Origin of the sequence: Bacillus sp. EU63 (assembly GCF_038592915.1) — a bacterium.
GTDB classification, from domain to species: domain Bacteria; phylum Bacillota; class Bacilli; order Bacillales; family Bacillaceae; genus Bacillus; species Bacillus velezensis.
On the sequence record NZ_CP151944.1, the window covers coordinates 1,389,539 to 1,406,749 of the forward strand.

The window sequence follows — 17,211 nt, forward strand, 5'->3', positions numbered from 1 at the left end:
TCATTGTATCATGATCTATCTATTGTGATATGTGGCGAATGTCATTAATACCCGTATTCAAAGCTGACGTCTTCCCGCCATAAGATGTATGGAGCGGGCTTGTCGGGACGCTCTTTCGCCTCTTTTTTCATTTGCAGGTAAGCCGTTTTGCTGATATCTTCTAACACCGTCATTTGATCTTGGTCGAATATGACTACTGTACCCATTTATTACACCCTTCTTCCTGAAAAATCCTTGACTATTTTACCACTCGATGTCAAAAAGTCAATGGGATATCAGAAAAAAGCATTTTTTTATAAAGAGTTCATGGCCAGTTGGACCGAATACATTCACTTTTTCCGTTTCCAGCCGATATATACAGTACAATACTGAATGCGGATAGCGAGGGATTGAATTGTCTTTACAACAATACGATATTTTATTGGATTCAGGCACAAACGAATTAGAAATCGTCAAATTTGAAGTAGGCGTCAATACATTTGGCATAAATGTGATGAAAGTCCGGGAAATCATTCAGCCGGTAGATGTCACATCTGTGCCTCAGTCTCATAAAGACGTAGAAGGGATGATTAAGCTGAGAGGCGAAATTCTTCCCGTCATCAGTCTGTATTCCTTTTTCGGCGTTGATGCCGAAGGAGCAAAAGACGATAAATATATCGTAACGGAATTCAACAAACGGAAAATCGTCTTTCACGTCGGTTCCGTTTCACAAATCCACAGGGTGTCCTGGGAGGCGATTGAAAAGCCGACTTCCCTGAACCAGGGCATGGAGCGGCATTTAACGGGAATCATCAAACTGGAAGACACGATGATCTTTCTGCCTGATTATGAAAAGATCATTTACGATATTGAATCGGCATCGGGAGTTGAGACTTATCATGTCCATCAGGAAGGATTTGATGAAAGACGGGCGGGTAAAAAACTGATCATCGTTGAAGATTCGCCGCTTCTGATGCGTCTTTTGACGGATGAGCTGACTGAGGCGAGGTACAGTGAAATCGTTACGTTTGAAAACGGAAAAGAAGCGTATGATTACGTCGTGGAACTGACGGATAACGGAGAAAACCTGTCAGACCATATTGACATGATTATCAGTGACATTGAGATGCCGAAAATGGACGGGCATCGTTTGACGAAGCTCCTTAAGGATAACCCGCAAAGCTCTGATGTGCCGATTATGATTTTCTCGTCCCTGATTACGGACGACCTGCGCCACCGGGGCGAAGTAGTCGGAGCGGATGAACAGATCAGCAAGCCTGAAATCAGCGAGCTCATTAAAAAAGTGGATACGTACGTGATTGAATAGAAAAAAGCCGATGCATGACGCATCGGCTTTTTTGCGGCGGAATTAAAAATAACTCTCACCAAGTTTTTTAAATACGGGTTTATGATAAGCGGGCTGCTGCCTGTTGGCGGCAAGCGGTTTTTCCTTTAAGCCCACATATTTTTGCAATACGTTTTTCGCTTTTGTCAAAGACATTTGTGCTTTAGGATTGCGGTACGATTGATTTAACGTACCTAAATGCGGAAGATGCCGGAAGTCTTCTTTTGTTGGAGGCATGTGAAAATAGTAGTCTCCGATAGAGATAAGTACGTCTGACTGCTGTTGGCTAAACCTGGGATTATTTGAAAAGTGAAGCCCTATTTTTTTCCCTTTGCCTTCTTTCACAAGCTTTTGTAATGCCCGTTTTTTCAGCAGATAAAGGTATTTAGGGTTGGGGGCGGTTTTTGCATGGCGGTTCACAGTATAAACAGCTTTTGAAAGATTCTCGATGGTTGGCTGCAGCTCTTTCGAATAAGCGTGGTCGTCCATTATTTCTCTCCTTTGCATTGATCAAGTTCATATATAGATTATACTTTTTTAGCGTTGAAATGCAAATATTGATTATAAAAATACGCCTTTTTCTGATGAAAAGGGCGCATCTTTTTCCTTTATTAGACAGTATTCGCATGTTTTTCGGAATCAGCCTTTAATGATTGCTGCACATCGACCTCTGCTGCCTCGGCGCTGTATTTCGGAAGAGCGATAAAATAGAACACAAATACCGCTAAAATCACGATTCCCATGCCGTAATAAAGGTAATCAATATTGGAAACGAATTTCGGAAATAACAGGGCAACCAGTCCGAGTGTAATCGATTGGGCAAACATCATAAAAGGGTCCTGCCAGCCGCTGACCCGGCCCATTATTTTCGGATGAACAATTTTCGGCATCCAGCCGCCGATGGCGATATTGACAGGGCCGATGCACATGCCGAGGACGAAAGCCGCCGCATAATAAATCCACAGCTTATCCGTATAGCCGAGGACAAAAATGAGCAGTCCGGCTGCCAAAATAGGAATCGACATCAAATGATGCGGTTTGACTTTTTTCGCGATCATCGTTCCGATCACACTTCCTGCAAGCAGGCCGAAGCCGAGTGCGACGGTGAAGATGGAAGTATGTGATTCGTAATGATCAGGCGCAAGTCCGTATTTCATCGTAAACATCGGCAGTACGGCAAAGCCGCCGTTGACAAAACCAAAGATAAAAAAGCCGAAAATAAGGGAAGCAAGCAATTTGTTTTTAACAATATATACGATCCCTTCCTTAAAATCAGCGACCGAGTCTTTCAGAAACGAATCTCCCCATTTAAAAGGGCCGTTCGGCTGACGGGCTTCTTTCGGAATGCGGCAGGCGCGGATCAGAAAGCCTGATACAATAAAGCTGACAAAATCAAGGATAATGGCTCCGTGAATACCGATCGTTTTATACATAAACGCGCCTATACCGACGCCGAATACCATGAAGATGCTGAACAGGATCTGGTTAAGTCCCGCCGCTTTCGCGTAATGCTCCTTAGGCAGAATAGCTTGTACAAGGCTGGCTTCCGCCGGGAAAAAGAACTTGGTCACGGCGCTTCTGATGAACAAAATACAGAACACGAGAGGGATGCTCCCGGTGTATAGTGCGGCAAACAATACGATCGTCAGTCCGGCTCTGATCCAGTCACAATTCTCTGCGACCTTTTTCCTGTCAAGCCGGTCAGCTGCGACACCGACAATCAGAAATACGAAAACTGTCGGCAGTGAATACATCAGCTCAGCCAAAGTCGTGTATGCCGGCTGATTTGAAAAATGGTCCAGCAAGTAAAAAGCGAAAGCCATATTACCTACAGTCGTTCCCATTTGAGAAGCGAGTGCTGCGAAAAAGAGACGAACAAAATTGCGATTTTTAAATATATCCATAAACACGCTCCTTACCCTAAAGGTCCCACTGTAATATATTATCATCAGCTCGTTCCATTAACAAATAAGATCTTTCTATCTTATAATAGTCACCCTTGTTCCATTAGGAACGGTAGCGGCAAGTTTAGTGACGTCCTGATTATACATCCGGATGCATCCTTTTGATACCGCTTTGCCGATGGAGGAAGGATTATTTGTCCCGTGAATGCCGTAATGAATTTTAGAGAGGCTGAGCCAATAAGCGCCGAACGGGCCTCCGGGCTTAGGCTGGCGGTTCACGATGTAAAATTCTCCGGTCGGCGTGGTCGTCAATATTTTTCCGACTGCGATGGGGTACGTACGGATGAGCCTGCCAAGGCGGTATAACTCCAGTTTCTTCGCTCCGATATACACGATGATGGAGTAGGGAATGGTGGATGGGTCAGGAAGATTCGGTATGATAATGTGCTGTCCCGCGTATATGACCGATTGGATTGAGGGATTTGCCTGAAGGAGAGCAGCAGTGCTTATTCTGAAGTCTTGCGCAATGCTTGAGATGGTTTCTCCTTGTTTCACTTGATATGTCAGCAGTTTCATCACCCTCCTTTTTGCTCTTTTCCATATACATATTACGGAGGGGGTGTCTGTGCATCAGGATAAAAGTCTTATTTTTGCTCGGTTTTCAATGTGAACAGCGTGATTTCCGGTCTGGCTAAAAATCGATACGGCAGTCTTGTCGTACCGAGCCCGCGATTGACGTAAACGGCTGTGTCATGAAGCGTATACATGCCGTCGGTATACGTTTTTCCGTAAGGAGGCGTAATGAGAGGGCCGAAAAACGGGAGCTGGACCTGGCCGCCGTGAGTGTGTCCCGACAGCTGGAGGTTTACGGGATATCCGCCTATCTCGAGAGCGGCATCAGGCTCGTGGACGATTAAAATGGAAAACGCATCTTCGGAAAGGCGGGACAGGGTGCCTTCATAATCGGGTTTTCCGAGCATTACATCATCCAAAAACGCGAGTTCAATCCGGCTTCCGTCTGTCAGCTGCACCTGACGATAGCCGTTTCGAAACACTTGAAAATCAGCAGCTTCCATCAGAGCCTTGTACGTGTTCGTACCGTAGCCTCCGTGGTCATGGTTTCCGTAAACACAAAGTTTGCCGAAGGGAGCTTCAAGATTTTGCAGCACGGCGAGTGCATGCTGGTGATCATTAAATAAATGCGGCTTATCAATTAAATCTCCCGTAAAGATGAGCAGATCGGGTTTCAGCTGATTGATTTTTTCCGCTGCTTTATTCAAGTCACCGGATGTATACACATCACTGAGATGCGTATCGCTGAATTGAACGATTTTAAAATTGTCAAAGCCGCGGGGGATCAGGCGGTTGGTGATTGTATGCCGGGTGATTTCAATCATGCGCGGTTCAATATACCGGGCATAGCCGTAGCCACCGCAAGCCGTTGCAAGAGCTGCACCCAAAACACCGAATCCTCTTTTTAAAAATGTTCTTCTGGTCATTTTCTCCATATGTAAAACCAACCTTTGTCAGAGTTTTTCTATTATATCATCAGCTTGGCTGAAAAATCCCTTCTCAGCATGTAATGACGCGGAAAGACATCTGTGATAAAATTATGAATGATTATTCATTCAATAAAAGGGGTGGGTTTGTTATGGATAAGAAAGCGGTAATCATTACAGGCGGTTCAAGCGGCATGGGAAAAGCAATGGCGAAAAAACAGGCTGAATTAGGATGGCACGTCATGGTGACAGGGAGGAACCATGAAGCACTTGAGGAAACAAAAAAAGAAATTGAGACCTTTGAGGGGCAGGTCGCCTGTTTTCAAATGGATGTCCGTTCTGATTCCGCCGCTTCAGACATGATTACAGAAGCGAAAAAAGTCTTTGGCCGGCTCGATGCGCTGATTAACAATGCGGCCGGCAACTTTATTTGCCCGGCAGAGAAGCTGACGCCCAATGGATGGAAAGCTGTTATTGAGATTGTTTTAAACGGCACATTTTTCTGCAGCCAAGCCGCGGCAAGGCATTGGATCGAGCAGGAGCAGAAGGGCGTCATCTTAAATATGGCCGCTACATACGCATGGGGAGCGGGAGCGGGTGTCGTTCATTCCGCTGCAGCCAAAGCGGGGGTATTGTCACTGACAAGAACGCTGGCCGTTGAATGGGGGAGCAAATACGGCATCCGCACAAACGCGATAGCCCCAGGCCCGATTGAACGGACAGGCGGTGCGGAGAAGCTGTTTGAATCGGAAAAAGCGGTGTCCCGCACTATGAACAGTGTGCCGCTCGGCCGGCTGGGCACACCGGAGGAAATCGCCGCGTTGGCAGCATTTTTGCTTTCTGATGAAGCGTCCTATATAAACGGGGATTGTATCACAATGGACGGGGGGCAATGGCTGAATCCTTATCCGTTTTAATTTTTCATATATTGATGATTTTGCAAAACAAGCGAACGTTAAAGCCGGCGTTCGCTTGTTTTATTTTCTATTCGAAATTATGATATAATTTTGAAAGATTAAGGGGCGGTTAATTGAAGAAATTATTAAAATGGTTCGTTGTACTATTTGTAAGCAGTTTAGCTATCATCTTTAATATTTGGTACTTTATTATTTGTGCTTTTACTCCGGAGTATTATCAAAATACCAATCTTACATCTGATGAAATAATCAGATTTGAAAAGCTATATCACATCGATTTTCCTGATGAAACGAAATGTATTAAAGCCAGGGAGTATTTGAGTGGGCTCGGAGGCGATACATCGGCTGTATTATATGTGTCTCTGCCAACCAAGCTGGCGGAAACAATTTTATCTGATTATACGTATATGCCAGTAAATCATACTGATCATGCCGGTTCAATGTATGGAGTTGACGTTTCCGAGAGTGTTGGCGGGTTAACAACTCTTACATTTGGCACTTTAGATAAAAAAGGAACTTTCTTTCAGTTGAAACATGATGATGATTGGATATTTAACAGCACTGATTGGAGCCATTATTTTTGGACAGCTGCCGGTTATAATGCTCTTATATTTATCCTTTTATTTGTGATTGTGAAACAAATGAATAACGTCCTTAATTAACCGGTCTGAAGAGTGATCTTAAAAATATCCCCCTTTTATTTTAAGCTGCTGCCATACTGCCTCCTTTTCCCCTAATCTAAACATTTGTGGTGCTGATATAATTGTGTATAATCAGACAAAGATAGAGAAGCAGGTGATAACATGTTGGACCCACTTGATATACTGACGAATATTGATGATGTCATTCCGTATTACCAAGCGATTTTTAACGCTGAAGAACAAAGAGTCGTAGGCTATGAGGTGCTTGGGCGTATTTTGGCAGATGCGGAGATTGAGAGCCTCGGGTCGTTTTTCTTAGATTCCGGCATTCCGGAAGAATATAAGCTTGAGGTCGATGACAGAGTCATCAGGCAGGCGCTGGAGCGGTTTAAAGAAGCTGATCGTGATCTGTTGATTTTTATCAATCAGGATGCGAATGTATTGATGCTTGACCACGGCGAAAGCTTTCTTGAGCTTTTGAAAGAATACGAAGAGCAGGGCATCGAATTGAACCGTATTGTGCTTGAGATCACCGAGCACAATTTCGAAGGCGACATTGAACAGCTGTACCATATGCTTGCCTACTATCGTACATACGGCATTAAAATCGCGGTGGACAATATAGGTAAGGAGAGCAGCAACCTGGACAGAATCGCGCTCCTTTCACCGGACCTTCTGAAAATAGATTTGCAGGCGCTGAAGGTATCTCAGCCGTCACCATCATATGAGCATGTGCTGTACAGCATTTCATTGCTGGCGAGAAAAATCGGCGCCGCGCTGCTGTATGAAGATATAGAAGCTGATTTCCAGCTCCAGTACGCATGGAGAAACGGAGGCCGATTTTTTCAAGGCTATTATCTGCAGGCGCCGAGCGGCGATTTTATAGACCGGAGCCTGTTAAAAGCACGCTTGAAAACGGAGTTTCAGCAATTTATTACGAGAGAAAAAAAGAAGCTGGAAACGGTATATGAACACTCTGAGAATTTTTATAAGCGGGTCAATCAGGCAGTTTCCGAGCTGAAGAAAACCCATCAGGCGGACGATGAGTTTATTAAAAAACTGGCGGAAAACCTGACCGACTGCTGCTTCAGAATTTATATGTGTGATGAAGAAGGCTATCAGCTGACGGGAAATGTGTTCAAGCAGTCCGGCGAATGGCTTTATCAGCCTGAATATATGGAGAAAAACTGGAGCTGGCGTCCGTACTTTTTAGAAAACATCATGAAGATGCGGAATTCAAGAAAAGGTTTTTTCAGTGACCTGTACAGTGATATTGAGACGGGTGAGATGATCAGAACCTTTTCATACCCGATGGATGACAATATGTATTTATTTATCGATCTGCCTTACTCTTATTTATATGAACAGGACGGATTACTTTAAAGCGGCTGCTGTATGCCGCTTTTTTTATAAGTGTGAAAAAGTTTTAAAAAACGATTGACAATGATACTGATAATCATTATCATTTAGTTATAGAGAGAAGTTACTCTCTGTTCCCCAACCCCTCTATCAGATCAAGATCCGAAAAAACTTGGCGCTACCCCCGCCAAGTTTTTTTATGCCGTCTGCGCATAAAAAGGCTTCTTCTCACATACATCTGACAATGGCGGCTCAAAAAGCGAAAAATTTTTTTTGAAAGGTGTATGACATTCCGAAAAAAGCTTCAAACTATTCGAAAACACGGTTTTCCCGTTTATTTCTTTTTGAAAATCCAGCGGGAAAATGCCATCCCGGTCTACTTTATGGTATGATGCTCTGTAGAACTTGTATTATAATAAATACTTGTTGATTTGAAGTTGTTTTTTGAAAGGAGTCTTTTTTTAGAATGTCACAATTAATGGGTATCATCACACGGCTGCAAAGTCTGCAAGAAACAGCGGAAGCGGCGAACGAGCCGATGCAGCGTTATTTTGAAGTTAACGGCGAAAAAATTTGCAGTGTTAAATATTTCGAAAAAAATCAAACGTTTGAACTGACGGTTTTCCAAAAAGGTGAAAAACCTAACACATATCCGTTTGATAACATTGACATGATTTCTATTGAAATTTTTGAGCTCCTTCAGTAATTTGATTTGATTTTTCAGGCTGACCAAGCTTCCGGTCTTCCGCAAGCGGAGCTTTATTAAATGATGCAAAGGAACGTGCTTGTTCGTTTGGTTGTAGACTCTGGAAAGAGGAGTGTCCGTACATGGCTGATTCTTTTCTGTTTTATAATCTTTCTGAGGCACAGATGACCTTTCAAGACGTGACGGAGCGGCTGAAACGCTTTGTCAATAAAGACCCCCGTTCAGCATACGTGCTGTCTGTAGGGACTGATTCACAAGTTTACCGCGACTTCACAAAGTTTATTACGGCTATACACTTGCACCGTACAGGCAAGGGAGCTTGGGGCTGTTTGAAAAATCACGATCTTGCAAGACCGATACATAGCCTTCGCGAAAAAATTTCGCTGGAAACCGCGTTCAGCCAGGAGATGGCTGCGCATATCCTCGACGGCCGTCTTATGGAAATGACAGATTTGCTCTTGCCTTTTGCGGATGAAGGGGCGGATCTTTCATTTGAAGTGCATCTGGATATCGGTCAAAAAGGGCTGACAAAAGAATTGATACAAGAAATGACCGGCCGCATTACCTCGATGGGCATTGAAGCGAAAATCAAGCCCGATTCCTGCACAGCATTCAGTTATGCCAATCGTTACACAAAATAATATTTCATACAGAATCCGCAAAATGTCGAATTATGCGGTTGACGATTTTTTTCTGTTTACTTATTCTAGCGGTAGAGCTGAAAGCAAATTTCACCTTGCTTTCAGAGGTATTCAGTTAAAAATAGGGGGCCTGATTACGTATGAGTCTTATCAGTGAACGATTTACGGAAGAAGAACAGAAACTTCTGCTGAATATCCTGATCAATCAAGAATATGCCATTGAGCTTTTGACCAGCGAAATCAACGATATAGAAGCAGGGTCAAAAAGCGTTGATGGAACCACTTATAAAAAACTCGTAACGCTCTATGACCGTTTTCGGAACGAAAATTAATCAGCGGCCTATAAATTGATACTCGATTGCAAAGAGTATCTTTTTTATTGACGGAAACTTTTCGACAAAAAATGATAATGTTTATATTATTGCAATATAGGGAATACATGCTTTGATGAAAAATGTAAAGGGGTCGAAGTGACATGATTAGCTTACAATCAGATCAGCTTCTTGATGCAACAGTCGGACAATTTATGATCGAGGCGGATAAAGTGGCGCACGTTCAAGTCGGAAACAACCTTGAGCATGCTCTTTTAGTGCTGACCAAAACCGGCTATACCGCCATTCCCGTCCTCGACGCTTCGTACCGTCTGCACGGTTTGATCGGGACAAATATGATTATGAACAGCATTTTCGGACTTGAACGGATCGAGTTTGAGAAGCTGGATCAAATTACGGTTGAGGAAGTCATGCTGAAAGACATTCCCCGTCTCCACATCAATGATCCGATTATCAAAGGATTCAGCATGGTCATTAACAACGGCTTTGTCTGCGTTGAAAATGATGAAGGCGTCTTTGAAGGCATTTTCACGAGAAGAGTCGTGTTAAAACAGTTGAGCAGCCATATCAGGTCATTGAATAAGTAGGCTCGCACGATCAGCCTATTTGTTCTTTTGTATGCCGGAAAAAGAAAACGCATACATATGAGTGGCGCTTGCCTCGGCAGCCTTTATTTTATTAGAATGGTAGATAAGAAATACGAAAGGCATTGAAAAGGAGGACGACATGCAGCTTCAAGAGCTTCATATGCTCGTAGTTTTAGCTGAGGAATTAAACATGAGGAAGGCTGCCGAACGGTTATTCGTGTCACAGCCGGCTCTGTCCCAGCGATTGCAGACCATTGAAAAAGCCTGGGGAACAAAGATCTTTCTAAGATCTCAAAAAGGACTTACGGTAACGCCGGCAGGAGAAAAAATCATACAATTTGCAAATGACGTCACGGATCGGCAAGAAAGAATCAGAGAAAACATTGATGAACTTGAGGGTGAGATTCACGGCACATTAAAGCTTGCCGTCGCCTCCATTATCGGGCAGCACTGGCTTCCGAAAGTGTTAAAAACATATGTGGAACGATATCCGAATGCAAAGGTCTCTCTCATTACAGGGTGGAGCAGCGAAATGCTGAAAAGTCTGTATGAAGATCAGGTACATATCGGCATTATCCGGGGAAATCCGGAATGGAAAGGCCGGAAAGATTATTTAATGACCGATCATTTATATTTGGTTGATACGGAAATTTCCTGTATTGATGATATTGCCCATACCGATCGGCCGTTTATCCAATTCAAAAGTGACAGTACATATTTTCAGGAAATTCAGCATTGGTGGCATCAAAAATTCAAAACCTCGCCGAAACAGACCATCCTCGTCGATCAGATTGAAACGTGCAAGCAGATGGCGCTGCATGGGATCGGTTATGCCATTCTGCCGTCAGTCACTTTAGAAGAGGAAGACAAAGTAAATAAAATGCCCCTGCTTGATACAAAAGATCATCCGATCGGCCGTGACACATGGCTGCTCGGTTATGAGCCGGCATTTGAATTAAAACAGGTGCAGGCTTTTGTTTCTGTCATTAAAGATATGCTGAAGCAGGAACGCCCATTTTAGAAAGACAGCAATCATGCTGTCTTTTTTTTATTTTTTATTGACAATGAAAATCATTATCATTTAAAGTGTTATATATGTTAATGAAAATCATTATCAATTACGAGGTGATCTTATGCAGAAAGCATTAATGATATACGCAAGCATGTCGGGGAATACAGAGGATATTGCCGGTATTATAAAAGAAACACTGAGCGGGCATCAGATAGCAGTTGACTGTCTCGACATGGATGAGGCAAATGCGGATTCTCTCGAAGCATATGATTATGTTTTTGTCGGCACGTACACATGGGGGGATGGTGATCTTCCTTACGAAGCGGAAGATTTTTACGAAGATATTCTGCACAGCCAGCTCAACGGACTGAAAACGGCCTGTTTCGGTTCAGGCGATCACGCCTACCCGAAGTTTTGCGAAGCGGTCACGCTGTTTTGCGATGCGTTTGAACAGGCCGGAGCCAATTTATATCCGGAAACGCTGAAAATCGAGCTGGCGCCCGAGACGGCTGAGGATCAGGAATGCTGCAAAGAATTTGTCCGCGGTTTTCTTGCATGGGCCGCTCGCCACGGAGACCGGTGCCATGTTTCATAAAGGCGCGACGGCTGTCATGGCATCAGTGACCTCAGGATATTTTGTCGCGGTGAAAGACGAAGGTATTTTTCATTTTTCGGCGGAAGAAGGTTGGAAAAGACTGTTCCGAGTGAAAAGCAGGATTCATGTGCTGACTTACATAGGGCCCTACATATTCGCGGCTGGAGAAAAAGGCGCCGTCCTCAGATCAGCCGATCAGGGAAAGACTTGGACGGCCTCCCGATTTCCGACCAGCGCCTCCGTATGGGCCGTTGCCGGGCGGAATGACGGGTTTGTCTGTGCGCACGGCACATATTGCCTCTACTTATCTGATGATTTCGGCGTCACTTGGCATGTGGCTAAGCCCTTTTCACAATTAAAGGAGCCGCCTGTCATCCGTTCGCTTTGTTTACACGGTCAGACGATTTATATCGGCACCCGGATTCATATGAATCATGGCGGCATTTGGGCGTATGATCTGACGGAAGACCGCATCCGGCGTATAAGCCGCGAAAGGCAGCGCATGACGGCTTCAATGATGATGTATCAGAATGACTGGCTCATTGCAGCAAAGGGCGCGGCAAAGGGAGAACGGGGGGAGGTTGCCGTCCGAAACGTGCGGACGCAAGAGGAGTTTGCCATTACAGCCGGGCCCGCCGTACGGGAAAAATCATTTCTCGACGTTTCTGAGGATAACGGGATTATTTATGTTACATCATCACAGGACGAAAACGGATTTTCGCGTATTTATCAAGCTGATCTCGCCGCCGGTGAATTAAAGTGGTTTGATACGATCCGCGGTCACGGATGGCGGGTGGCAAACCGGGAAGAAAACTTTTTTTGCGCGGGCCTTTACGAAAGTAAGTTTGTCAGACCGTATGAGGCGGTTCGGCTCGCACATTAGTTTTTATGCATAAAGGAGAGACGAAGATGGGGAATGTACTGCTTGTTTACGCTACAATGTCAGGAAACACCGAGGCGATGGCGGATTTAATTGAAAAAGGGCTGATCCAAGCACAAGCATCCGTAGACAGATATGAAGCGATGGATATTCATGCCGAACTTTTTAATGATTACGAGTATATTTTATTAGGCACATATACGTGGGGAGACGGGGATCTTCCTGATGAAATGCTCGATATTGCTGAAGATATGGAAAACCTGGAGTTTACGGGAAAAACATTTGCTTTGTTCGGTTCCGGAGATACGTCCTATGAGTTTTTTTTCGGGGCGGTTGACGAATTGGAAAAAGTAATCACGGCCCGCGGCGGGCGGGTGGTGCTGCCGTCGGTCAAAATTGAAAACAACCCTGAGGGCAGTGAGGAAGAAGAGCTCCGGGAATTCGGAAGACAGTTTGCCGCGCTGTGCAGCCAGCCGGCAGAATAAAGGCTTGTTCCTTTTTTTCTTGTCTTTGTATCCTTCCTTTGTTACAGTAATGAGGTAGAAAATCAGAGGAGGACAATACATATGAAAATGATGGATGCAAATGAAATTATTTCATTTATTCAAAATAGTACAAAATCAACGCCTGTAAAAGTGTATGTAAAAGGCGATCTCGAAGGAATCAGCTTTGGCGATTCCGCTAAAACATTCCTGAACGGCCAATCCGGCGTCGTTTTTGGCGAGTGGGCTGAAATTAAAAGCGCAATCGAAGAAAACAAAGACAAAATTGAGGATTATGTCATTGAGAATGACCGCCGCAACTCTGCGATCCCGATGCTTGATTTAAAAGATGTTAAAGCGAGAATCGAGCCCGGCGCTATTATCCGCGACCAAGTCGAAATCGGCGACAATGCCGTTATCATGATGGGTGCGTCTATTAATATCGGTTCAGTCATCGGCGAAGGTACGATGATTGATATGAACGTTGTTCTCGGTGGGCGCGCGACTGTCGGCAAAAACTGCCACATCGGAGCGGGTTCTGTATTAGCGGGCGTTATTGAGCCGCCTAGCGCTAAGCCTGTTGTCGTGGAAGACGACGTTGTGATCGGCGCAAATGCGGTTGTGCTTGAAGGCGTAACAATCGGTAAAGGCGCGGTTGTCGCTGCGGGAGCCATCGTTGTGAACGATGTCGAACCATATACCGTTGTAGCGGGAACACCTGCGAAAAAAATCAAAGATATCGATGAAAAAACAAAAGGCAAAACAGAAATCAAACAGGAATTACGCCAGCTGTAAGGAATGGTTTGATAGAATGGGCGTGGATGATAAAATCCACGCCTTATTCTTATCTCAAGGAGGAATACATATGGAAAAAGAGCGGCTCATTGCCATCCGAAGAGATCTGCACCGCATTCCGGAGATCGGCTTTCAGGAATATAAAACCCAGCAGTACCTGCTGAATCTATTGAACCAATATCCGGAGGAAAGAATTGAAATTGAAACTTGGAGAACCGGCATCTTTGTCAAAGTCAACGGCACGGCTCCGGAAAAAATGCTCGCCTACAGAGCGGATATAGACGCTCTGTCGATTGAAGAGCAGACGGGACTTCCGTTTGCATCTGAACACCCCGGTTTTATGCACGCATGCGGCCACGATATGCACATGACCATCGCGCTCGGCATTATTGATCATTTTGTCCATCATCCCGTCAAACATGATCTGCTCTTTTTATTCCAGCCGGCTGAAGAAGGACCGGGCGGAGCGGAACCGATGCTTGAAAACGATGTGCTGAAAAAATGGACGCCGGATTTGATTACCGCTCTCCATATAGCACCTGAGCTTCCTGTAGGCACAATCTCCACCAAAAGCGGATTGCTGTTTGCCAATACGAGCGAACTCGTCATCGATCTTGAGGGGAAAGGCGGGCATGCGGCATATCCGCATACAGCAGACGACATGGTCGTTGCCGCGAGCACGCTTGTCACGCAGCTGCAAACGGTCATATCCAGAAATACGGATCCGCTTGACAGCGCTGTGATAACTGTCGGAACGATTACCGGGGGCACGGCGCAAAATATCATCGCAGAGCATGCTCATCTGGAGGGAACCATCCGGACGCTTTCCGAGGAATCAATGCGTATGGTGAAAAAGCGGATTGAAGAGCTTGTCAAAGGAATTGAAATCGGCTTCCGATGCAAAGGAAAAGTCACGTATCCGTCCGTTTATCATCAAGTTTATAATACAAGCGGCCTGACCGAAGAATTTATGCAATTTGTCAGCGATCATCAGCTTGCTGACGTGAAAACGGCGAAAGAGGCGATGACCGGAGAAGATTTCGGATATATGCTGAAAAAATATCCCGGCTTTATGTTCTGGCTGGGGGCCGATTCATCCCATGGGCTTCATCACGCAAAGCTGAACCCGGATGAAGATGCAATGGAAACCGCGGTAAATGTCATGGTCGGATATTTTTCGAAGTATGCCAATTAAATCCGAAAAGAAGAATAATCTAACAAAAATTGAGCATTCTACATAACGGAGGTGTTCAATATGACGAAAAAAATTGGAATTGAACAATCTTTATCGGATGTAGAACAGGCGTTAAAACAAAAAGGATATGACGTAGTGATGATGAAGACTCCTGAGGATGCGAAGAATTGTGACTGCTGTGTCGTAACCGGACTTGACAGCAATGTCCAAGGAATTGCCGATACGTCAACTCAGGCTCCCGTCATTACGGCTTCCGGAATGACCGCCGACGAAATCTGCAGCGAAGTGGAAAAAAAATTTCATTAAAAAGAAAAAACCGAAGCTTACGCTTCGGTTTTTCTATTCGGCGGAAGCGGCGTTTTTAAAACGGTCGAGCGCGATTTTCATTTCTCTCCGCAGTACGCGTTCAACCCGCCATTGCTCCATATTTTCTGTTTTGGCAATGATTCTGATCACCATTTCTGACGAGCTTAAATCCTGAACCCCGATGACGTCCGGCCCTTCCTTAATCTGCGGGAGCTCAGCGGCTGCTTTGTCACACGCGGTTTGCAGGATTTGAATGGTTTCATCAAGATTTTTTTCAAGCGGCACTTTAATATCGACAAGCGCCTGCATCGTTCCGCGGGAATGGTTGCTCACATTCGTAATGCCCCGGTTGGGAAGATAGTGAAGCGTGCCGTCAAAGCTCCGGATTTGCGTCGTACGGAGACCGACCTGCTCGACAATGCCGCTGTAGCCGGCAACCGTAATATAATCACCGACGTCGATCTGTTTTTCCAAAAGGATAAAAAATCCGGTGACGATGTCACTGACAAGCCCCTGAGCCCCGAAGCCGACTGCGAGACCGACCACGCCGGCGCCGGCAATGAGAGCGCTCGGATTGTAGTGAAATAAATCCAAAATCATTACGATAAAAACGAAAATCAGGATGTATCCATATACATTAAGCGCGAGGCTTCGCAAAGTATAAGCGCGGCCTGTAGAGAGGTTGTTTTGTTGCTCGAATTTCTGAAACAGATGCTTGATCAGCTTTTTTCCTGCCGTCCGGAAAATAAAATACGCTAAAATAATGAGAGCCAGCTTTATGATGAAAATCCCGGCAGATGTGAGAAGCCCGGCCCAATCAAAGTGTTTTAGATCAATCATAGTGATGTCTTCCTTTCAAGTCTATTGCGGAAAAAGCTAAAAGTGATATACCCGTTTTTAAAATAAAATAAACCTTTTAATAGAAATCAGTTATTTCATTTATGATTTGTTCATATTGCCCGGTTTCAATATGATCATTTTTGTGAAGATATGAACTAAGGAATCGCCACACTCATTTTAACATGGTGATTCAGCCAAATCATATCCTTTGGAGGGAAAACAGGATAACGTTGCCCGGCGGACTGAAAGCCCCGGCAAAAAACCTTTTTCGTAAGGAGGGAAATAAGATGAAATTACGTCAGCAAATGCCTGAATTGACAGGCGCTAAAGCATGGATTAACAGAGAAGTCACGAAGGAACAGCTGGTCGGCGGAAAGCCGGCACTGATTCACTTCTGGTCCGCCAGCTGCCGCATGTGTAAAGAAGCGATGCCTGAGGTGAACGGGTTTCGTGATAAATATAAAGATCAGCTGAATGTGGTGGCCGTTCACATGCCCCGTTCCGAAGATGATCTTGATCTTGAGAAAATCAAGAAAACAGCGGCTGAACATGATATCTCTCAGCCGATTTACGTCGACAGCGATCATACGCTGACTGAAGCATTTGAAAATGAATATGTGCCGGCTTATTACGTTTTTGATAAAAGCGGACAGCTCCGCCATTTTCAAGCGGGAGGAAGCGGGATGAAAATGCTTGAAAAACGCGTCAGCCGAGTACTTTCAGAAACGGAGCAGGCATCTGAGTAATCGGGGCAATCTCCGTCGGACTATTGTCTCGGTTCCGCAAACCCTTTGCCGTTTAGGTAACAGGGTTTTTTTGTGCCTATTGGACAAAAAATTCCAATATGACATGTGTGGCTTAAAAAATAAGAGAAACAGCCGTAAACACGCTGTACCGCTTGTTTTATCCATATCATTATCTTTTACATATTATAGTCGAAAATTGTAGATATCACGCTAATTTTCATTAAACAAGTAATTTCAAGTTATATTTTGAAATGGTTGAATAAATTGGAACTTTGTCCAGAATCCCCTATATGATAAGGATTTTTGTATATAAAGTACCATTTTCAGAAAATAAGCAATTTTTCATAGAGTAAATAAAATAGTAAAATGATAAAATAATAGTTGATAAAATTACTTTTGTAATCTAATATCTTAATAAAAGCGTTTAAATTTTTGACAGGGGGTTTTACA

The 17,211-nt window shown here is 44.4% G+C and carries 22 protein-coding genes; 16 read left to right on the top strand and 6 right to left on the bottom strand.

The annotated features are described in order from the left end of the window. Positions 1-44 precede the first annotated feature (44 nt). Entirely contained in the window at positions 45-206 is a 162-nt protein-coding gene (locus NYE38_RS07210; protein WP_007409608.1) for a hypothetical protein, read from the bottom strand. Positions 207-394: 188 nt separating this feature from the next. Between NYE38_RS07210 and cheV the strand changes: the two genes are divergently transcribed. After that, positions 395-1,306 carry a chemotaxis protein CheV gene (gene cheV, locus NYE38_RS07215; RefSeq protein WP_017417674.1) on the top strand — a complete coding sequence of 304 codons (912 nt, stop codon included), beginning with the start codon at positions 395-397 and terminating at the stop codon, positions 1,304-1,306. 42 nt (positions 1,307-1,348) lie between these two features. Here the strand turns inward: cheV and NYE38_RS07220 are convergent, their stop codons facing one another. The 4 genes from NYE38_RS07220 to NYE38_RS07235 all read right to left on the bottom strand — a co-directional run bounded on the left by NYE38_RS07220 (position 1,349) and on the right by NYE38_RS07235 (position 4,736). Next, on the bottom strand, positions 1,349-1,813 hold the full coding sequence (locus NYE38_RS07220) for a YkyB family protein (protein ID WP_014417605.1): 465 nt from the start codon (positions 1,811-1,813) through the stop codon (positions 1,349-1,351). A 122-nt stretch (positions 1,814-1,935) separates the two neighbouring features. After that, a complete protein-coding gene (locus NYE38_RS07225) occupies positions 1,936-3,228 on the bottom strand; it encodes an MFS transporter (RefSeq protein ID WP_326116773.1) in 1,293 nt (430 codons plus the stop codon). A gap of 75 nt (positions 3,229-3,303) precedes the next feature. After that, positions 3,304-3,798, bottom strand: coding sequence for a L,D-transpeptidase family protein (locus NYE38_RS07230; RefSeq protein ID WP_094296114.1), 495 nt, complete (start codon positions 3,796-3,798; stop codon positions 3,304-3,306). Between the two features lie 74 nt (positions 3,799-3,872). Next, positions 3,873-4,736 carry a metallophosphoesterase gene (locus tag NYE38_RS07235; protein ID WP_022553417.1) on the bottom strand — a complete coding sequence of 288 codons (864 nt, stop codon included), beginning with the start codon at positions 4,734-4,736 and terminating at the stop codon, positions 3,873-3,875. A 143-nt stretch (positions 4,737-4,879) separates the two neighbouring features. Between NYE38_RS07235 and fadH the strand changes: the two genes are divergently transcribed. The 14 genes from fadH to NYE38_RS07305 all read left to right on the top strand — a co-directional run bounded on the left by fadH (position 4,880) and on the right by NYE38_RS07305 (position 15,175). Beyond that, the gene (gene fadH, locus NYE38_RS07240) at positions 4,880-5,644 is read left to right on the top strand and encodes a 2,4-dienoyl-CoA reductase (protein WP_003154618.1); all 765 of its coding nucleotides are present in this window, start codon (positions 4,880-4,882) and stop codon (positions 5,642-5,644) included. Between the two features lie 113 nt (positions 5,645-5,757). Continuing rightward, entirely contained in the window at positions 5,758-6,306 is a 549-nt protein-coding gene (locus NYE38_RS07245; protein ID WP_017417677.1) for a hypothetical protein, read from the top strand. Positions 6,307-6,447: 141 nt separating this feature from the next. Then, entirely contained in the window at positions 6,448-7,668 is a 1,221-nt protein-coding gene (locus NYE38_RS07250; RefSeq protein ID WP_014417611.1) for an EAL-associated domain-containing protein, read from the top strand. A 442-nt stretch (positions 7,669-8,110) separates the two neighbouring features. Continuing rightward, positions 8,111-8,350, top strand: a complete 240-nt coding sequence (locus NYE38_RS07255; protein WP_003154613.1) for a DUF1797 family protein — start codon at positions 8,111-8,113, stop codon at positions 8,348-8,350. A gap of 122 nt (positions 8,351-8,472) precedes the next feature. Next, positions 8,473-8,991 carry a ribonuclease H-like YkuK family protein gene (locus NYE38_RS07260; protein ID WP_012117439.1) on the top strand — a complete coding sequence of 173 codons (519 nt, stop codon included), beginning with the start codon at positions 8,473-8,475 and terminating at the stop codon, positions 8,989-8,991. Between the two features lie 140 nt (positions 8,992-9,131). Continuing rightward, complete coding sequence (abbA, locus tag NYE38_RS07265) at positions 9,132-9,323, top strand: antirepressor AbbA (RefSeq protein ID WP_003154609.1); 192 nt, start codon at positions 9,132-9,134, stop codon at positions 9,321-9,323. A gap of 143 nt (positions 9,324-9,466) precedes the next feature. Further along, positions 9,467-9,910, top strand: a complete 444-nt coding sequence (gene cbpB / locus NYE38_RS07270; protein ID WP_003154608.1) for a cyclic-di-AMP-binding protein CbpB — start codon at positions 9,467-9,469, stop codon at positions 9,908-9,910. A gap of 139 nt (positions 9,911-10,049) precedes the next feature. Then, positions 10,050-10,931, top strand: coding sequence for a transcriptional regulator CcpC (gene ccpC / locus NYE38_RS07275; RefSeq protein WP_007611101.1), 882 nt, complete (start codon positions 10,050-10,052; stop codon positions 10,929-10,931). A 112-nt stretch (positions 10,932-11,043) separates the two neighbouring features. Next, positions 11,044-11,517, top strand: a complete 474-nt coding sequence (locus NYE38_RS07280; protein ID WP_017417678.1) for a flavodoxin — start codon at positions 11,044-11,046, stop codon at positions 11,515-11,517. Further along, positions 11,507-12,400, top strand: a complete 894-nt coding sequence (locus tag NYE38_RS07285) for a sialidase family protein (RefSeq protein WP_017417679.1) — start codon at positions 11,507-11,509, stop codon at positions 12,398-12,400. The genes NYE38_RS07280 and NYE38_RS07285 overlap by 11 nt, the downstream gene beginning before the upstream one ends. 26 nt (positions 12,401-12,426) lie before the next feature. Then, on the top strand, positions 12,427-12,882 hold the full coding sequence (locus NYE38_RS07290) for a flavodoxin (protein WP_340802905.1): 456 nt from the start codon (positions 12,427-12,429) through the stop codon (positions 12,880-12,882). 81 nt (positions 12,883-12,963) lie between these two features. Next, the gene (gene dapD / locus NYE38_RS07295) at positions 12,964-13,674 is read left to right on the top strand and encodes a 2,3,4,5-tetrahydropyridine-2,6-dicarboxylate N-acetyltransferase (RefSeq protein ID WP_007409623.1); all 711 of its coding nucleotides are present in this window, start codon (positions 12,964-12,966) and stop codon (positions 13,672-13,674) included. A 70-nt stretch (positions 13,675-13,744) separates the two neighbouring features. Beyond that, positions 13,745-14,869, top strand: a complete 1,125-nt coding sequence (locus NYE38_RS07300; protein ID WP_063636606.1) for an N-acetyldiaminopimelate deacetylase — start codon at positions 13,745-13,747, stop codon at positions 14,867-14,869. Between the two features lie 60 nt (positions 14,870-14,929). After that, on the top strand, positions 14,930-15,175 hold the full coding sequence (locus tag NYE38_RS07305; protein ID WP_003154596.1) for a YkuS family protein: 246 nt from the start codon (positions 14,930-14,932) through the stop codon (positions 15,173-15,175). Between the two features lie 33 nt (positions 15,176-15,208). Here NYE38_RS07305 and NYE38_RS07310 read toward each other — a convergent pair whose 3' ends face one another. Then, a complete protein-coding gene (locus NYE38_RS07310) occupies positions 15,209-16,015 on the bottom strand; it encodes a mechanosensitive ion channel family protein (RefSeq protein ID WP_025649509.1) in 807 nt (268 codons plus the stop codon). A 287-nt stretch (positions 16,016-16,302) separates the two neighbouring features. Here NYE38_RS07310 and NYE38_RS07315 point away from each other — a divergent pair, with 287 nt between their 5' ends. Continuing rightward, entirely contained in the window at positions 16,303-16,761 is a 459-nt protein-coding gene (locus tag NYE38_RS07315) for a TlpA disulfide reductase family protein (RefSeq protein ID WP_017417682.1), read from the top strand. Positions 16,762-17,211 lie beyond the last annotated feature (450 nt).

What these genes read in the sequence shown, in the direction of transcription:
- NYE38_RS07210 (WP_007409608.1), bottom strand. Translation starts at nt 206, where the DNA reads ATGGGTACAGTAGTCATATTCGACCAAGATCAAATGACGGTGTTAGAA.
- NYE38_RS07285 (WP_017417679.1), top strand. Translation starts at nt 11,507, where the DNA reads ATGTTTCATAAAGGCGCGACGGCTGTCATGGCATCAGTGACCTCAGGA.
- NYE38_RS07250 (WP_014417611.1), top strand. Translation starts at nt 6,448, where the DNA reads ATGTTGGACCCACTTGATATACTGACGAATATTGATGATGTCATTCCG.
- NYE38_RS07300 (WP_063636606.1), top strand. Translation starts at nt 13,745, where the DNA reads ATGGAAAAAGAGCGGCTCATTGCCATCCGAAGAGATCTGCACCGCATT.
- NYE38_RS07310 (WP_025649509.1), bottom strand. Translation starts at nt 16,015, where the DNA reads ATGATTGATCTAAAACACTTTGATTGGGCCGGGCTTCTCACATCTGCC.
- NYE38_RS07220 (WP_014417605.1), bottom strand. Translation starts at nt 1,813, where the DNA reads ATGGACGACCACGCTTATTCGAAAGAGCTGCAGCCAACCATCGAGAAT.
- NYE38_RS07305 (WP_003154596.1), top strand. Translation starts at nt 14,930, where the DNA reads ATGACGAAAAAAATTGGAATTGAACAATCTTTATCGGATGTAGAACAG.
- NYE38_RS07235 (WP_022553417.1), bottom strand. Translation starts at nt 4,736, where the DNA reads ATGGAGAAAATGACCAGAAGAACATTTTTAAAAAGAGGATTCGGTGTT.
- NYE38_RS07315 (WP_017417682.1), top strand. Translation starts at nt 16,303, where the DNA reads ATGAAATTACGTCAGCAAATGCCTGAATTGACAGGCGCTAAAGCATGG.
- NYE38_RS07260 (WP_012117439.1), top strand. Translation starts at nt 8,473, where the DNA reads ATGGCTGATTCTTTTCTGTTTTATAATCTTTCTGAGGCACAGATGACC.
- fadH (WP_003154618.1), top strand. Translation starts at nt 4,880, where the DNA reads ATGGATAAGAAAGCGGTAATCATTACAGGCGGTTCAAGCGGCATGGGA.
- dapD (WP_007409623.1), top strand. Translation starts at nt 12,964, where the DNA reads ATGAAAATGATGGATGCAAATGAAATTATTTCATTTATTCAAAATAGT.
- cbpB (WP_003154608.1), top strand. Translation starts at nt 9,467, where the DNA reads ATGATTAGCTTACAATCAGATCAGCTTCTTGATGCAACAGTCGGACAA.
- ccpC (WP_007611101.1), top strand. Translation starts at nt 10,050, where the DNA reads ATGCAGCTTCAAGAGCTTCATATGCTCGTAGTTTTAGCTGAGGAATTA.
- abbA (WP_003154609.1), top strand. Translation starts at nt 9,132, where the DNA reads ATGAGTCTTATCAGTGAACGATTTACGGAAGAAGAACAGAAACTTCTG.
- NYE38_RS07225 (WP_326116773.1), bottom strand. Translation starts at nt 3,228, where the DNA reads ATGGATATATTTAAAAATCGCAATTTTGTTCGTCTCTTTTTCGCAGCA.
- NYE38_RS07255 (WP_003154613.1), top strand. Translation starts at nt 8,111, where the DNA reads ATGTCACAATTAATGGGTATCATCACACGGCTGCAAAGTCTGCAAGAA.
- NYE38_RS07290 (WP_340802905.1), top strand. Translation starts at nt 12,427, where the DNA reads ATGGGGAATGTACTGCTTGTTTACGCTACAATGTCAGGAAACACCGAG.
- NYE38_RS07280 (WP_017417678.1), top strand. Translation starts at nt 11,044, where the DNA reads ATGCAGAAAGCATTAATGATATACGCAAGCATGTCGGGGAATACAGAG.